9 protein-coding genes are annotated in these 16,597 nt (G+C 35.9%); 2 read left to right on the top strand and 7 right to left on the bottom strand.

Features of this window, described 5'->3' with window-relative positions; translation table 11 throughout:
* Nucleotides 1-35: 35 nt before the first annotated feature.
* The 4 genes from glgP to ABYT26_RS03560 form a co-directional block, all read right to left on the bottom strand.
* Nucleotides 36-4,271: an alpha-glucan family phosphorylase gene (gene glgP / locus ABYT26_RS03575; RefSeq protein WP_372751524.1), complete on the bottom strand. Its 4,236-nt coding sequence runs from the start codon at nt 4,269-4,271 to the stop codon at nt 36-38.
* Nucleotides 4,272-4,434: 163 nt separating this feature from the next.
* Nucleotides 4,435-5,730 carry a glycoside hydrolase family 57 protein gene (locus tag ABYT26_RS03570; protein ID WP_372751523.1) on the bottom strand — a complete coding sequence of 432 codons (1,296 nt, stop codon included), beginning with the start codon at nt 5,728-5,730 and terminating at the stop codon, nt 4,435-4,437.
* 1 nt (nt 5,731) lies between these two features.
* Nucleotides 5,732-7,045 (bottom strand): glycosyltransferase, encoded by a 1,314-nt coding sequence (locus ABYT26_RS03565; RefSeq protein WP_372751522.1) that lies wholly within the window; start codon nt 7,043-7,045, stop codon nt 5,732-5,734.
* Nucleotides 7,046-7,053: 8 nt separating this feature from the next.
* A complete protein-coding gene (locus ABYT26_RS03560; protein ID WP_372751521.1) occupies nt 7,054-8,988 on the bottom strand; it encodes a glycogen debranching enzyme N-terminal domain-containing protein in 1,935 nt (644 codons plus the stop codon).
* 746 nt (nt 8,989-9,734) lie between these two features.
* Here ABYT26_RS03560 and ABYT26_RS03555 point away from each other — a divergent pair.
* Nucleotides 9,735-10,784: a proline iminopeptidase-family hydrolase gene (locus ABYT26_RS03555; RefSeq protein WP_372751520.1), complete on the top strand. Its 1,050-nt coding sequence runs from the start codon at nt 9,735-9,737 to the stop codon at nt 10,782-10,784.
* Between the two features lie 143 nt (nt 10,785-10,927).
* On the opposite strand, the gene ABYT26_RS03550 is transcribed toward ABYT26_RS03555, so the two are convergent.
* Nucleotides 10,928-11,479 carry a TetR/AcrR family transcriptional regulator gene (locus ABYT26_RS03550; RefSeq protein ID WP_372751519.1) on the bottom strand — a complete coding sequence of 184 codons (552 nt, stop codon included), beginning with the start codon at nt 11,477-11,479 and terminating at the stop codon, nt 10,928-10,930.
* Nucleotides 11,480-11,609: 130 nt separating this feature from the next.
* Here ABYT26_RS03550 and ABYT26_RS03545 point away from each other — a divergent pair, with 130 nt between their 5' ends.
* Nucleotides 11,610-12,725 carry an MBL fold metallo-hydrolase gene (locus ABYT26_RS03545; RefSeq protein WP_372751518.1) on the top strand — a complete coding sequence of 372 codons (1,116 nt, stop codon included), beginning with the start codon at nt 11,610-11,612 and terminating at the stop codon, nt 12,723-12,725.
* A gap of 159 nt (nt 12,726-12,884) precedes the next feature.
* Here the strand turns inward: ABYT26_RS03545 and ABYT26_RS03540 are convergent, their stop codons facing one another.
* Nucleotides 12,885-14,003, bottom strand: a complete 1,119-nt coding sequence (locus tag ABYT26_RS03540) for a hypothetical protein (RefSeq protein ID WP_372751517.1) — start codon at nt 14,001-14,003, stop codon at nt 12,885-12,887.
* Nucleotides 14,004-14,392: 389 nt separating this feature from the next.
* Nucleotides 14,393-16,477 carry a hypothetical protein gene (locus tag ABYT26_RS03535; protein ID WP_372751516.1) on the bottom strand — a complete coding sequence of 695 codons (2,085 nt, stop codon included), beginning with the start codon at nt 16,475-16,477 and terminating at the stop codon, nt 14,393-14,395.
* Nucleotides 16,478-16,597 lie beyond the last annotated feature (120 nt).

The raw sequence follows: 16,597 nt of genomic DNA, 5'->3' as shown, positions 1-16,597 counted from the left end.
AATCTAAAGCAGCCTATTTTTTTGTCATGATAATTTTAAATCCATTTCACGTAATTAAAATCCTGTCGATGAGGAAGGTTTTCATTACATGCAAACATTCTTAATCCAAAATCGAATATCCCTGGATCATTTAAAACCAAATCCAAATGATAAAAAGCAAGAGAATCTACCTTTCGATCGAGTAGTAATGGCACGGTACGAATAGGACCCGGTTTTTGTGCATCCAATGTTGCACGTAAAACCAATTCCACACAGATATTCTCGTCAATCAAATCTTTTAAATCCAATGCTACCTCTACATGATAATTTTCATCAGACAAATATTTGTGTTTAGGTGTACTTGGAGCATCCACAGCCACAACCTCAATTTTATCCCAGGAAGCCAGAATTTTTTGTTTCCATCTTACAACTTCCTGTATCGTTTCGTAATTGTCCTCCCTTATTTTCAGAACACGTTGATACATTTTACTATAAAACCTATCCTTATAATCGTCCATCATACGTTTAGTAGTGTACTCAGGAGCAATTTCGGCAATACATTTTTTTATGTACTGTATCCACCCCACAGGAATGTTATTTTCATCCCGCTTATAGTAAAGAGGTATAATTTCATTCTCAAACATCGAATAAATAGTCTGAGCATCCAATTCATCCTGAAATGCTTGGTTATCATAGGTTCTACCATCAGACAATGCCCATCCTGCACCTTCCCGATAGCCTTCGAGCCACCATCCGTCAAGTACACTAAAATTAAGCACTCCATTCATTGCAGCTTTTTCTCCTGATGTTCCGGAAGCCTCCAAAGGACGAGTTGGTGTATTCATCCAAATATCAACCCCTTTCACTAATTTTTGTCCCAATTCCATATCGTAATTTTCCAGGAACAAAATCTTTCCTTCAAATTCTGGACGACGAGAAACTTCAACAATTAATTTAATTAAATCCTGTCCGGCCTTATCGGCAGGATGAGCTTTACCTGCAAAAATAAATTGCACTGGTTTTTCTGGGTTATTTAGAATACGTGACAAACGCCCTAAATCACTAAACAACAGATGAGCTCGCTTATAAGTAGCGAATCGTCGGGCAAAACCAATGGTTAGTGCATTCTCATCAATAGATTCCAAAATTTCAACCAATGAACGAGGATCCTCATATCTTTTTATCCAATTGTGCTGGAAACGAACTTTTGCAAAATCGATTAATTTTTTACGTAAGATATTTTTAATGTCCCATATTTTTTCATCAGGCACATCGTATATTTTACTCCAATAATCTTTGTTCGATAAATCGTTCAAAAATCCTTTCTTAAATTCTTTTTCGTGAAGAATCCTCCACTCTTCGGCAGTCCAGCTAGGATAATGAACCCCATTTGTAACATAACCGATGTGTAACTCTTCTGGAAAATATCCCTGATAAAGATTATTGAACATTTCCTGCGAAATTTGCCCATGTAATTTACTCACACCATTCATGGCAACCGAAGTATTAGCAGCCAAATTACTCATTGAAAATTTCTCATTCTCATCCAATGGGTTTGCCCTACCCAAAGCTAAAAATTGATCCCAATCCAATTTTAATTTTCCTGGCACATAGGATAAATAATGTTTTATCATATCAGGCGAAAAGGTATCGTGACCTGCAGGAACTGGCGTATGAGTTGTAAAAAGAGAGGTAGCTCTAACAATTTCCAAAGCCTCTTCGTAAGGATGGCCTTCGGTAATCAGATTAATCAAACGTTCTACATTAATTAGGGCAGCATGACCTTCGTTGCAATGATATAAATCTGGTTCAATATCCAAAACATCCAATGCTTTAATTCCACCCATTCCCAAAAGAATTTCCTGCTTAATCCTATTATCCCAATCGCCACCGTACAATTGATGAGTTAAAGATCGATCCTGCTCTTCATTCATTTGTGTTTCTGTATCTAACAAATAAAGAGAAATTCGTCCTACTTCAACCCTCCAGATTTTTGCACTAACCGTTCTTCCTTCTAAAGAAAATGATATGCGCTTTACGACACCTGAACTATCTCGCACCTGACTAATTGGCAGTTGAGAAAAGCGCTGTTCATCCAATTCTACTAATTGCTCCCCATTTATAGACAATCGTTGAGTAAAATATCCAAACCGATACATAAAACCAATGGCTACCATATCAACATTTGAATCACTGGCTTCTTTTAAATAATCTCCTGCCAGAATTCCTAGTCCACCAGAATATATTTTCAGGTTGTTATTTAAACCATACTCCATACTGAAGTATGCGATTTTAGGTTGACCTTCGGCCGGCTTTTCTGCCATATAAGACTTAAACTCCTTAATTACATCGCTGTAATTATTCATAAAAGTTTTATCAAGAGCAAGACTTTTCATTCTTGAACTTGAAACTTGCTTTAACAATAAAATTGGGTTCTTATTGCAATCTTGCCATAACTTAGGATCAATCGATTCATACAAATCTACTGCTTTATAATTCCAGCACCACCATAAGTTTTTCGATAATTCCTCTAAGCCAACTAATTCTTTAGGGAGGTTCGTTTCTATAATTAATTTTCGCCAATGTAGCTCATTACTTTTTGCTACATCAAGATAGAGCTCTTTTGCTACAGCCTCCTCCATATCATTTTCCTGTTCCATGTTCTTTTTAATTGCTAATTCGTAGGCCTGATCATAATTTGATATAAAATTTTTCCACAATGCCCTATTGGCAATTTTTCTGGCGTTTTCTCTACACTTTAGAACTTTATCGGCAGATTTGGTTGTGAATTTTAAAAGATAAGCCGCAATTTTCTCAACTACTTCTTTTCGGTTCGAATCATTTCGATCTACGATTTCCACACCCCCTTTATCTGCTTCCCCAATCATTCTCACCCACTGACCAAAACCAGCCAAAGAGGTTGTTATTGTAGGGACGCTGAAGGCTACACTTTCCATTGGAGTATAACCCCAAGGTTCGTAATAGGATGGAAAAACAGATACATCAAACCCCATTAAAAGTTGATAGTAGGTTTTATTAAATATGCCATCTTTCCCATCTAAATAGGTGGGCACAAAAATTACCTTAACCCGTTCACTTTGACCATTTTCGAATCCTAATTCATTAATTTTTTTCAGGATATGATCGTTATCAACATCACCCAACAGATGAGTTGAAAATGGATTTGTCAAAGCTTTCTTTTCAGGATAATTTGCTAAATTCTCCTCCAAATCTTTTCGAATACCACGCTGATCACCGGGAATTAAAAAGAAAGCAACAATATCCCGATCCAAATATTTATTTTTATTCAGTTGATCCAAAGATTCCAGAAACACATCGAGTCCCTTATTGGTATATTCATAGCGTCCACCTGTACCTATAAACATGGTATTCGGTTTAAGCTCATACCCAAACATTGATTCTGCTACTTTTTTAAATGCTTTTTTAGCTTCTACTGCCCCTTTTTCCAAATCTTTAGTGTTTGGAACAAAATCATCTTCGAAACCATTGGGCAAGATAACATCTACATCTCGTTTGTGAAATTGCTTGCATTCCCGAGCTGTTATCTCACTTACTGTCGAAAGGCAATTGGCCGCTTTTGCAGCACATTTTTCCATAGAACACTTAGCCGTTACATTGTATTGACGTGGCTTTTCAATAGCATTGAAAAATGGTAAATTATCGTATAAATTTTCATTATTGCTAGCCAATACACGTCCCAACATGGTTGCGTGTGTTGTAAAAATAGTTGAAATTTCAGGTAGCTGATCTTCCAAATACAAAAGACCAGATCCAGTCATCCATTCATGAAACTGAGCAACAAGTTTTGATTCTAAGTACTTGTTTGCACGAGCAAAACTTTCGATAACTTTTCCACTTGCATAACCAAACATAGCAGCCTCATCGTAATCACCATGTCCGTATAAAGATTCTAAACCGTACACTTCCCAAAGTTTTGTATAAACAAAGCTTTTTTTAGGCAGCAAACTAGCAAAATCGACCAGAAATACGATTGGATTACCCGGAATCTTCCAACGGCCAATCCGCACAGACAAGCCTTCGGACTTTGCCTGTTTTCGCCAATCGGAAAACAAATTCAGATCCTCGTGAAATTCTCTTTCGCGATATTCTTGCTTATTAAAATCGGGTCCGATATAAATAATTTGATCGCCAAACTGAGATTGTAAAGACAAGGCTTTAGTTGAAATCACGGTATGAATTCCCCCAACCTTATTGCAAACTTCCCAACTAACTTCAAATATAAAATCTGGAGTTATTTTTTTATTATTCATACTATTATATAATTAATATGTACAGTAAAGGTATTCATCTTTTTCCCGAAGATGTATTATATAACAATAAACATATTTATTGCTAAAACAAGCTGGTAGTAGTATTTTTATAAGGAATACTTTACAGCTCCTTGAGTGAATGGTCTATTTTATATTCTGTTACTTAGATAGCTTGACTTTTAAGATCCCTCAATTCTTTTTCGTATTTATCAATCAGTTCATCCTTTTCGGAAAGCTGATGTTGCAGATCTACCAGATTATTGGATCCTCCCTCTTTTAGCTCCTTCACGCGAATCTGAAAATCGCTCAGAATATTCATGTAGTTAATGAATGCATCATAGGGAGAATTATAAGGATTGAAATAGGAATGCACATCGCCATCGCTAAAAAACTTAGTACACATATAATAGAAATGATCACTCGCTTGCAAATATTTCCAATCAGCATTGATGTGAGCATCCTGAATATCCAAAACATCATCGCGCAAAGCATATAGCTTTTCAAAAGCTTCCTTCTGTAATTTATTTCCTAGCCAGGCCGATAAATCACGTTCTTCATCTGCCCATGATATTTCATTAGCAACAAGAGCCTTGGCTATGGGTTGATATTGAGTGGCTAGTTCAGAAGGTGTTGCGAATTTATACTTCGAACGGCTCAAAACTTCATGTGGAAGATGAGATAGAAATTCAAAAATTCCAGAATCTTTTTTCTGATGTTCTCCAAAAGTTTCATAATCCATAAATAGATTTACGACATCTTCTTTTTCATCCAAATCATTCAACCAATCAACAAATTTAGAGCATGTTAATGGCCACTCCTTCCATCCTTTGGAAGAAAATCGAAATGAAATATCATCACTCAATTTGTAATTGCGCATTAGAATTTTCAGTTTGGGATTAATGGCATTGCAATACAAATAGTTAGGACTTTTCCATCCTAATATGTGTTTAGCTCCCTCGGTAAGAACAGCCTTGTATCCCATTTTTGCAATTTGTTCGCCAATTTTATCTGAATATATCATTTCTGTATTGCGAAATACAGTTGGACGAAGCCCAAATAAATCTTCTATTTTATCGCTATGCTCTTTTACTTGTTGCTCAAACTCATTGGGGTTAATAAGTGAAGCTAATGAGTGCGAATAAGTCTCAGCCAAAAACTCAACATCTCCTGTTTTTGCCAAGGCGTTAAAACTGTCAATTACCTCGGGAGCATAAAGCTGAAACTGTTCCAAAGCAATACCAGTAATGGAAAAAGATATTTTGAATTTTCCTTTGTGTTTTTTTAGCAATTCGAGAATGATTTTATTGGTCGGGAGATAACATTCATCTGAAATTTTCCGCATAATTGACTCATTGGAATAATCATCATAATAGTAATGATCATTCCCAATATCAAAAAATCGATATCTTCTTAAACGTAAAGGTTGATGAACTTGAAAATATAAACAAAGTGATTTCATATTATTGCTTTTTAGATAATGGAACAAATGATTTGATTGCCGAAGTATAAACATCATGAACATGAATTGCAGCCTTTGCCCATTTCAAATTATCTACTTCTTCCTTGCCTTCCTCTTTAAAAACTCCAGAAAGAGCATCGTATTTTATGATCCCGTAAATAGCATCGGCCATGGCATCAATATCCCAATAATCGACTTTTACGGCATGAGTTAAGATTTCCGATACTCCGGATTGCTTTGATATAATAACCGGAACATTGGATTGCATAGCTTCTAGTGGTGAAATCCCAAATGGTTCAGAAACCGATGGCATTACGTATACATCACTTAAAAGGAACATTTTAAAAACATCATCTCCTTTTAGGAAGCCAGTAAAATGAAATTTATCACTGATTCCCAATTGAGCAGCTCGGTCCACCATTTTCTCGAGCATATCTCCATTTCCTGCCATTACAAAACGTACATTGTTAGTTCGTTTCAGAACCTGATAGGCAGCTTCCACAAAATATTCTGGTCCTTTCTGCATGGTTATCCTTCCCAAGAAAGTAACCACTTTTTCTTTCACTCCTTTTTTTATTTTAATCTTCTCAGCAAGGGAAACAGGCTCTACAGCATTATAAACAGTATATACCTTTTTAGGATCCTGCCCGTACTTTTCAATAACAATATTACGAGTTAAGTTACTAACTGCAATAATTTTATCAGCAGCATCCATTCCCATTTTTTCAATTTCGAAAACCTTTGGATTGACATTTCCACCACTTCGATCAAAATCTGTAGCATGAACATGAATCACCAGAGGCTTTCCCGATACTTCCTTCGCAGCAATTCCTGCAGGATAACAAAGCCAGTCGTGCGCATGAATCACATCATGTTCGTATTTACCACTAATTGTAGATGCTACATAGGCATATTTATAGATTTCTTCAATTAAATTTGTGCCGTACTTACCGCTAAATTCAAGTTTTCCTTGCTTATCCACCTTAAAAAACTTGTTTTTTCCACATAATTCCTCACTCGAAAACGAGTAATACTCCTCAGGATCGTTATAAGGAATCAACTGAGATTCGACTTCCAAATAGGTATGCTGACTTTTGAATTTTTCGACCGAAGTTTGAACCTGCTTAATGGTAATTCCATTAGCACCAACCAATTTCATTTTACTTTGATCCTCATCACCATGCGCTTTAGGAACTACAAAAACAATATCTAAATCGTTTATCTGAGCCAATCCTCTGGTTAATCCATAACAAGCAGTTCCTAATCCTCCAGAAATATGAGGTGGAAATTCCCACCCAAACATTAGTACTTTCATTATATCGGCTATTTTAAAGGTGACTTATTCAACATTTTATTGACTCTAATAATTTCAGCAACACTTAAAGCATAGGAAGTAGCTTCGTTTGGTTGGTGTGGAGGATTTCCATCAAAAATTTCAGAAATAGTTCCCAAACCATGCTCTGATAAGGTTTCTTCAAATCCATATAAAAATCTTCGAATCGTACTTTCACCTCCAGACTTATGTAATTTAAGGTAAGCCTCGGCATAATGTCCGAAAAGCCAAGGAAAAACCGAACCATAATGAAAGGCCTGTTTTCGCTTTTCCTCATCCCCATTATAAACACCTATGTATTCATGATGATTAGGTGATAAAGTCCGTAAACCTCTCCTTGTTACCAAATCCTTTTCAATGACGTCCAACACAGCCTTCTTCTGAATTGCCGAAAGACAAGAATAAGGAAGAGATACTGCAAAAAGCTGATTGGGTCGAATGGCCCAACTTTTATGAGTTTCATCCACATAATCAGATAAATATCCTTTATCTTCTTCCCAAAAAGTTTCCAAAAATGATTGTTTTAACAATTCTGGCACCTTATCCCATTCTGAAATAAAATGTTTATCACCCGATTCATTAGCCATCTCTAAAGTAAAACAAATTGCATTGTACCAAAGGGCATTAATTTCAACAACATATCCCATGCGTCGATTTACAAACTCTCCATTCTTTTGAATATTCATCCAGGTAACGCCTTTTCGCTCAATCCAAAGCATACCATTATCCTTCATTATTATAGGAAGATTTGAACCATTCTTATAGTAGAGCAGAATCTGTTTTAGTTTCTCTCCATAATTTTTCCAGAGTTTCGTTTTATCAGCACCTGATTCTACATATTTTTGCAGACACCAAAACGACCATAAGGGAACATCCACTGAATAGCGCCTTCCGTTAATAGCAGAATCGGGAGAAAAGCGATCGCAAATCTTCGAAAATGAAGTTTTAAAAACCTCTAAAAACATTTTTTCATCGCCACGAGCTAAGGCTAATCCTGGCAAGGATAAATAAGTATTTCTTTCGCTAAGACTAAACCAGGGGAAACCATTTATAATACCAGTTCCTCGTCCATTTTTTGAAAAAAACTGAAGAGCCGAATTTTCCAAACAATGATCAAAACTATCTTGTCTCACCCTCTTATTTAATTCCTTTGTGAACTGCTTAAGGAGTTTTTTCGAATCAGCCTCTTTTGTTCCTGCCGAAAAAACAATAGCTTCTCCCTTTTTAAACTCCATCTCAAAATAACCAGGAACAAAAAGATCTTCATGACACTCATAACCTCTTTTTTTCTCCTCTTTATATTCGACATCATAATACCAGTCGGGAACATGAACAAACTCAGAAGTGTTTGAAGTTTGCATGTGTAAATAAGGGAACCCTGGATACATGCAAATTTTAATTCCATGATCAACCGACTCTGATCTTGTGTTCGCATCCATATTCGCCTTGGTTAAGGAATGAATGTTTCTGAATGCTAAAAAAGGTTGCAAGCGGAGCATTGTGGGAGAATTTGCCTCCAATAAGGTGTAACGTACCAATACTCGTTGTTCTTTCTCTACCAAAAGAGACTCTTTTTTTAATACCACACCACCTACCCTATAAGTAATGGAAGGAGTTGGATCCATATTGTATTCGCGGACATATTTATGCCCTTTCGGACTGTACTCTCCGGGAAATTTATGAATCCCCAAATTAAATGGAGAATCATGTTGTACAATCGTTTCGTCGAGCGAAGACAAGAGCACATAATTTTCTCCCAAAAAATTTTCAATGGGACATATTAAAAGCCCATGGTACTTTCGGGTATTGCAATTAATAATAGTGGAACTGGCAAAAGAGCCCGCCCGATTGGTTCGAATATATTCTTTCTTTAAAGAATATTCTGTATTCACCAATTGAGCTTTGTCAAACTTAAGGTAGTCCATACTCAAACTTTTTTTGGTTGTTTTGTTATTGGGTTATATTGGGTTAAAATAGGTGTCTTATCATAATAAACATTTTCCCTTTGCGAATAAAGTTATCACTTTTATTTATAAAATAAACGCTCAAATCCGCATTTTTACAATATTTTTTCAAGAATATTTCCCAATTTTTCAATTCTATTAACATATTATTTTTTGGTCTTTTACCATGCAATCGATTTAAACAAAAGAAAAATAAATCTACATCGTTTTAACTTATTTAACACATCAATTCAACATTCCATCCTGTACTAATACAATATCCATTTACCTATAGACTTTTACAATACGCTTAATCTTAAATTGAATGATTCAATTCAATTTTTCAAAGCAGTATTAAAAAAATAACTCCTATGTACCTCCTTCTTCATCCATTACTGTACTTTCTTTAAATTCAATTAAAACACAATTGTCTTCATAATAATTTTTATTAACAATGGATAAAAGTGTCATTAAATATGATTAATCAAACTTTTATTTGATAAAAGTACAATCAACTATCAAGAGTAATTTCATCCACACAATTACAAAAACTTCAGCAAAAAGAACAAAATTGAGACAGCAATTAAGTCCTAAGATACAATCAAAACTACTTGCCATATTACTTTCCAAAGTAAGAAACTATCATTTATTATGATTTTTTTGCTCCAAAATAAAAAGATGAGTACATTCAAGATCTAAACACTACTATAGGCACATAAACCAGAACTATGAAAAATCTACTATTCCTTACTTTTGCCTTTGTTATCCTACAAGGATGCCAAACAAATCAACAAAAAACGAGTTTAGAAGACAAAAAAGTCAGCTACTTAGATTATTCTAATTGTGATGATAAATTAAGTGGTGGCGTAAAGATGATTCCCATACAAACATCTGCCGGAGAGTTTAAAGTTTGGACCAAACGAACTGGAAACAATCCCACAATGAAAGTATTATTGCTTCATGGAGGACCGGGTGCCACTCATGAGTATTTCGAAGTTTTTGATTCCTATTTTCCAAATGCTGAAATTGAATATTATTACTACGACCAATTGGAATCTGCCTATAGCGATCAACCCAACGACAGTACTCTTTGGAGCGTTGACCGATATGTTGATGAAGTTGAACAAGTTCGAAAAGCTCTTGGCTTAAACGCCGATAACTTCTACCTACTTGGTCAATCGTGGGGAGGAATATTATGCATGGAGTATGCATTAAAATATCAAAAGAACCTTAAAGGCCTTATTATCTCGAACATGATGGCTTCCATTCCTGAATACATAAAATATGCAAATGATGTATTAGGTCCACAGTTACCCACAAATGTTTTGAATGAGATTAGAGATTTAGAGGCAAAAGGAGACTATGCAAACCCAAGATATTCAGAGTTAATCTATACTTACTATTACCCAGAACATGTTTTGAGAATGCCTTTGGATGAATGGCCAAATCCGGTAATTCGGGCTTTTGCAAATGTAAATGCAGACTTGTATACCACCATGCAAGGTCCTAGTGAGTTTGGAGTTGCTGGAGATGCAAAGTTAAAAAATTGGGACATTACATCAGAACTTTCAAAAATAAGTGTTCCTACCCTAAGCATTGGTGGCAATTACGACACCATGGATCCGAAACATATGAAATGGATTGCATCTGAAGTTCAAAATGGCCAATATTTAAACTGTCAAAATGGCAGTCATTTAGCCATGTACGATGATACTGAAATTTATTTTAAAGGTCTTATCGAATTCATTAAAAATGTGGACAAAGAAAATACAAAATAATTTCTGTAAGATTCACACGTCTGAAGCATAGCGAAAAAAATTCGATCCCGATGGGATCGAATTTCGTTTTTTTACACTGATATTACAAACATGCAATCCTCCAGTAAATTAAATACAGAAACAATAAATTCTACCTATTCTATTTAGGGATTTATTGTTGCTCTTGTTAAAAGTTGAATTTTACTTTTCAAGTCTTTTACATTTTCAGAAGTTTTCTTAAATCCCACAATAGAAGCCAGAAAGATAGCCGCTAATTCCTTTGGGTTTAGCCCTCCATTCAAACTTTCTTTTGGAAACTGTTGCAAGACATTTTCAATATCTGTTAAAAACAAGTCATTCACCTTGTTCATTGTTTCCTGCACAAAACCATAGCTGCATTCGTAAAGTTCTTTGGCTTCTTCCGACTTACTCAACTCCTCAAACATATCCAGCACCCATATCTGCAAAAGCTTTTCTAATTTTTCCAGAGGATGATCAAAAGCGACAATTTCCTTCTGAGCTTTTTCAGTCAATTCGCTTGCTATTTTCCATATTACATTCTCAAAAATATCATCTTTCCCTTTAAACATAGTATACAGCAAGGGTCTGGACATATTTGCAGCCTTTGCAATATCGCCCATATTCACTTTTGTATAGCCATATTTCAAAAATAATTTTTGAGCTGCCCTAACAACTATATCTTGCTTTTTATCCATACAAAAATCTATTTCTTTGTCGTTATGACAATTTTACTACATTTGTCAAATGTAATTACAATATCCCAAAAAGCAAATTTAATCTGCTTTTACAAGTTGACCTTCTTATCCGTAAAGAATCGCTTAAACAATGAAAAATAAATTGAAAAACTATATGATTATAACTCTATCAACACTACTCATTCTTAGCTTAGGAGTGATTCTATTTATGCAAATGCCCATGTTTGGAAAACAAGCATCAGGCAATCGTCTTTCAATAATAAAAGTGTCTCCCAATTATAAAAACGGTGAATTTCAGAACATAAGCCCAACTTCGATGCTTTCTGAAGATGCAAGTTACTGGTCCATGACCAAGGAGTATTTCTTTAAAAAAGTAAAAGAACCAGAAAGTAATTTGCCAACGAAAAAAACCAATCTATTAAAGCTGGATCCTTCGGAAAATATTCTGGTTTGGATGGGACATTCCTCCTACTTCATGCAATTAGACGGAAAAACAATTCTGGTTGATCCGGTACTGAGTGGTTCCGCTTCTCCCCTATGGTTCTCAATAGAAGCCTTTGCAGGCAGCGATATTTACAACCCTGATGATCTACCTACTATCGATTATCTTTTTATTACCCACGATCATTGGGATCATATGGACTACAAAACGCTAGGCCAACTGCAATCTAAAATTAAAAAGGTGATTTGTCCTCTCGGTAATGGATCGCATTTAGAGCATTGGGGTTTTCATAAATCAGTCATTTTTGAAGAAGATTGGAATAAAACCCTACTTTTTGATAATAATTTTACTGTCCATATTACACCAGCCCGTCATTTCTCGGGTCGAGGCTTTAAACGAAATCAAACATTGTGGGCTTCCTTTGTATTATGTACACCATCTGCAAAAGTATTCATTGGCGGCGATGGTGGTTACGATACTCACTTTGCTGAAATTGGAAATAAATACGGCCCCTTCGATTTGGCGATTCTTGAAAACGGACAGTACGATAAGAGTTGGAAATATATTCACATGATGCCACATGAAGTTTTAAAGGCTACCAGCGACTTAAAAGCAAAGGCTTTACTTCCTGTACATTCTGGAAAATTTACCCTGGGAAACCACAATTGGGATGAACCTTTAAACAAAATAACTCAAAACCAGGCAAAAAACTCATTTCGAATTCTAACTCCACAAATTGGAGAACAAGTAAATTTAAATGATAGCACCCAGCAATTTACACAATGGTGGAAGGAGATAAAATAGTTGAGCCTTTTTAATGAAATATATTTCGATAAACAAATGGTTTCATTGGAATTGGAATGTTCTTGTCTGCGATTTCTGCAAACGGATTCTTGTAGAGTCGCTCCTTACGAGCCAAGCAGAATATATCAGCAGTAAAAGGTCAATCAGCCAGACTGTTCCCTACTTTTGAGTTTCATTTTTTGGAATGTAGAGTTTAATGAGTTCCTTCCACTCTATTGCTAATGCAAGTACTAGCATTAAAATTAAGACAAAATAGAATCTGGAATCGAAAGATGGAAACAGCACAAACTTACTAAAGAAGGACAAGATACAAACCAGTACTATTTTGCTTCCACGACTCTTGAGTAACACTTTTAAGTTTTTGATTTTCAAATAATACAATCCAAGGAAAATAAGTAAAATCCATGGCAGATATTCTGGAGTTCGGGTAAACATGGTCCAAATATAATTACCAATTGTTAATGATGGCGTTTGCGACAAAGGGAAACTTAGTCTTTCGACAAATGCACTGTAGAAAAGAATTTCCCAACCTCCATTGGAGTATAAATGATTTATTATTAAGTAAATTAAAGCCAAAGCAAGCATGAATAAAAGCATAAGTCCTTTGCTTTTCTTTTCGGAAGAGTAGAGTGCTTCTAAAAGTAAAAGTATATAGCACCAAATTATATTATCGGTTCTGGTCATAACCGAAATCGCCATCAAAAGAAGAATTAAAAACCAATTGCTTCGATACAGGTAAGCCACAGTAATAATTACTAGAAACAGTGCCGATAAGCTATCGGGAGTAGAAAGCCTTGCCATGCGAATGATGGGAGGAAGAAACAATATGAGTATTGATATTGCAGCTGCTATCATAGTATTTTTAAGCTCTTTACTCAATACAAAGAATAGGGTGAGAATAATTAAAAATACACTGACTAAGGAGGGTAAAATAGTTGAAAAATAAAGTGGCAGACCCAGTTGATAGAAAAAATTAACAATATTGATATATACAATTCGGATTGTGTAGTAGGGTAAATTCTCGCTAAAAGCCTCATGATCGCTTTCCATGGCGAGCGTATATTCATTGTAAGAGAATTTATTGTATCTCTCGTCACCCAATTCTTGCCGTAATAAATGATAGGTTGCAGCATGACAAGCCTCGGAGTCTGGAGTGGTTTTTTGAATTACGCAAGCCATGTAGGGAATCATATCCCAGTTATAACGAGGATGTAAGCTAGCGTAAACAATTCCTATACAAAGAGAGATGAAGAAAACTATTTTGATTAAAATTTTCATTTTATAGATTTTATCGAGTAGCCTGATAAGTAAAACAGAAGTGAAGTAAGCTTTGCCCTATACTTCCTAAAAGAGAGTCGTTTCGAAGTCAATTATATTTTAATATGTCAAATATAGTACTCTTTTTTGTAAATATCAGCAAGACCATTTTATAATTATGTCCCTTAGCTTAAGGACAAAGAAAATACAAATGCAAAAGAACAAACATCTAATCATGAATTACTTCAAATTTACTCACCCCTCTCCCTGTCGGGTTTCTCCCCTGAAAAGGGAGATTTCAATTAATAGAGTTGCGTGCATAAATCTAATTAGAGCACAACGTGAAAATCAAAAAAAGCCAGATGAATTCAATTCGTTCATCTGGCTTTTTCATTAAATACATTCCCTAACTATTCATATAAGATAGGCAAAGGAGGCGCATCAATGGCATCATCGCTATGAGGCATTTCTTCCATAGGAACACCACTATATTTAGCACGAGAAACTTTCAATCCCTGAACCGGAGCATTCCACACACTGGACAGTGTACCTTCACAACCTCTATCAGGCATCATGCGAGCATACATATCCAAAAATTGATCTAATTTCAGGAGCGACTTATTACAAATTTCTTCTGCTATTTTCTGATCTGCTTTCGAAATCTCACCAGAGGCATTCTTTTTTATCGATTGAAGCTTGGTAGCTTCCACAAAAGCATCTAAATACAAAACCGTACAAAGCGCTCTATTTCCTTTAAAGGCTAAATAATCATGAGCCACAGTCCCTTTTTCAGTCTCCTTTAAAGCTTCGGCCAACAAATTGGCTACCTCAAGATGCATATCTCTGGCCTGAATCATGTGCTCAGGTTTCACATGAAGATAAGGACCACCTCTTCTCCAGGCCCCAAACCAGCAAAATCCAATATTTTTAAGACGCGATTTGGAGTAGGAATCTACTTCATTGATCATATGCAGTGCCTTGGTATAATCTTTTATATCAGTAATACCCAAACGTTTGGCATAACTTGCATAAAAAGTATCAGCAGGCATGCTCCCTGTCAGGCTTGTTTCGGCAACATAACGCGTAGAGGTTCTATTCTCTGCCGTTCTCCAATGATTAAAACACAAGGAAGAAATCTGTCCCCCGGCCATTTGAGCCATATCCTTAATCAAAGTCTCATTACCGCCAATTGAATTTTGCTCCAGATACATCAATCCATCAAACTCAATCCACGAATAAATTTCGGTATGATCCATATCTTCCTTATCGAGAACCGACAATGGAAATGCTAGGGCCGTACCATCGCTACCATGCGAAGGCATTAAACAAACAGGAATTTGAGGAAGAGCCAAACGAGCCAAACGGTAGGCTCCCTGAGTAAGATCATTTAAGGAAGAATAAATGCCCAATTTTAATTCAGGACCAAAAGCACCCTCTTTTCTGATTTCCTGAATGGCATTCACACAAATACCAATTTGCTCATACAACTTATTTAAATCGCGTTGCTTCTCACGAATAGGCTTTAATACAGTCGCATTTTTCGCAATATCGGCGGTAAAATACTTATCTAAAGTCGCTAATGTTTCTTCTTTAGTACAGGCAGGACCCCATCCACCGGTTTCTTCCGTCATAAATTCCAGTGCATCCATATCGGGATATTGCTTTTCAATTTCCTTAGCCGTACTTACTGCTTGCGCTACCGAAGTAGAACGCGGTTCGAAGGAAAGCTGAATATAAAAACCTCGCTTCTTGGCATAAGCCATAAATTGCTGCATCCAATCGATGGTGAAAGAACTTAAAGCCTGACCTTTCAATTTCTCTGCCTGTGGAATACAATAAAGAGAATCATTGGTCGGAATCACCTTCTTCAGCAAGGAATTATTATAGATGTAATGCTTATTTCCGTAAAAGAAATTACCCGCCATCGACAAGCTATCGCCAATATGCGTTTCGTACCATTGTCCTGGATAAGCATGAATGGTAAATTTATTCATACGCAGACGAGTCACACAATCGATATACTCTTTGGCATCCTCAATAGAGTAGGAAGAAACATCCATAGGAAAATTAACGTGCTGACGAATCCCTCTCCAGCGAACCGCAGGACTTATCCTACGATCTGCATTTTTAAGCACAGTAAAATCGTAACTGTCTGGCTTGCTAATGCCTGTAATATCAAAAGTATAGCCAATATCCTCCAGCAAAGTATACATTGCATTCGATAAGCCCATTGCATCGCCAGCAAAAAACTCAATGGTTTCACCCTTACGGCGATAACCAAAGCTACCATCGCTAATTTCAGAGTCTAAAAATAATTTATAATGGTCCTCAGCCTGATTCGTACCTACTCTGGCCTCTTCTACCAGACTTAAAAACTCACTTACAGCCGTCTGAACAGCGGGCACATTCGTCCCTGCTCCATAATCTACCTGTCCTTTTTCGGCACAGGAAAAAGTTAAAAAACAAACAGACATCAAAAAGATTAATCTTCTCATACTTAAAAATATTTATATCTATTGGAAAATAATGATTCTATAAAAAGGCAATTAAAAATGAGCCTGCAATTTGAAAATTTCCACTTCATTAGGCTGGTATCAACAAAAAATCCTGGACAA

This window comes from Labilibaculum sp. (genome assembly GCF_041595635.1).
GTDB lineage: Bacteria > Bacteroidota > Bacteroidia > Bacteroidales > Marinifilaceae > Labilibaculum.
The sequence above is the reverse complement of the archived record's forward strand: the minus strand, read 5'-3'. Positions and strand labels throughout refer to the sequence as shown.

What these genes read in the sequence shown, in the direction of transcription:
- glgP (WP_372751524.1), bottom strand. Translation starts at nt 4,271, where the DNA reads ATGAATAATAAAAAAATAACTCCAGATTTTATATTTGAAGTTAGTTGG.
- ABYT26_RS03570 (WP_372751523.1), bottom strand. Translation starts at nt 5,730, where the DNA reads ATGAAATCACTTTGTTTATATTTTCAAGTTCATCAACCTTTACGTTTA.
- ABYT26_RS03565 (WP_372751522.1), bottom strand. Translation starts at nt 7,045, where the DNA reads ATGAAAGTACTAATGTTTGGGTGGGAATTTCCACCTCATATTTCTGGA.
- ABYT26_RS03560 (WP_372751521.1), bottom strand. Translation starts at nt 8,988, where the DNA reads ATGGACTACCTTAAGTTTGACAAAGCTCAATTGGTGAATACAGAATAT.
- ABYT26_RS03555 (WP_372751520.1), top strand. Translation starts at nt 9,735, where the DNA reads ATGAAAAATCTACTATTCCTTACTTTTGCCTTTGTTATCCTACAAGGA.
- ABYT26_RS03550 (WP_372751519.1), bottom strand. Translation starts at nt 11,479, where the DNA reads ATGGATAAAAAGCAAGATATAGTTGTTAGGGCAGCTCAAAAATTATTT.
- ABYT26_RS03545 (WP_372751518.1), top strand. Translation starts at nt 11,610, where the DNA reads ATGAAAAATAAATTGAAAAACTATATGATTATAACTCTATCAACACTA.
- ABYT26_RS03540 (WP_372751517.1), bottom strand. Translation starts at nt 14,003, where the DNA reads ATGAAAATTTTAATCAAAATAGTTTTCTTCATCTCTCTTTGTATAGGA.
- ABYT26_RS03535 (WP_372751516.1), bottom strand. Translation starts at nt 16,477, where the DNA reads ATGAGAAGATTAATCTTTTTGATGTCTGTTTGTTTTTTAACTTTTTCC.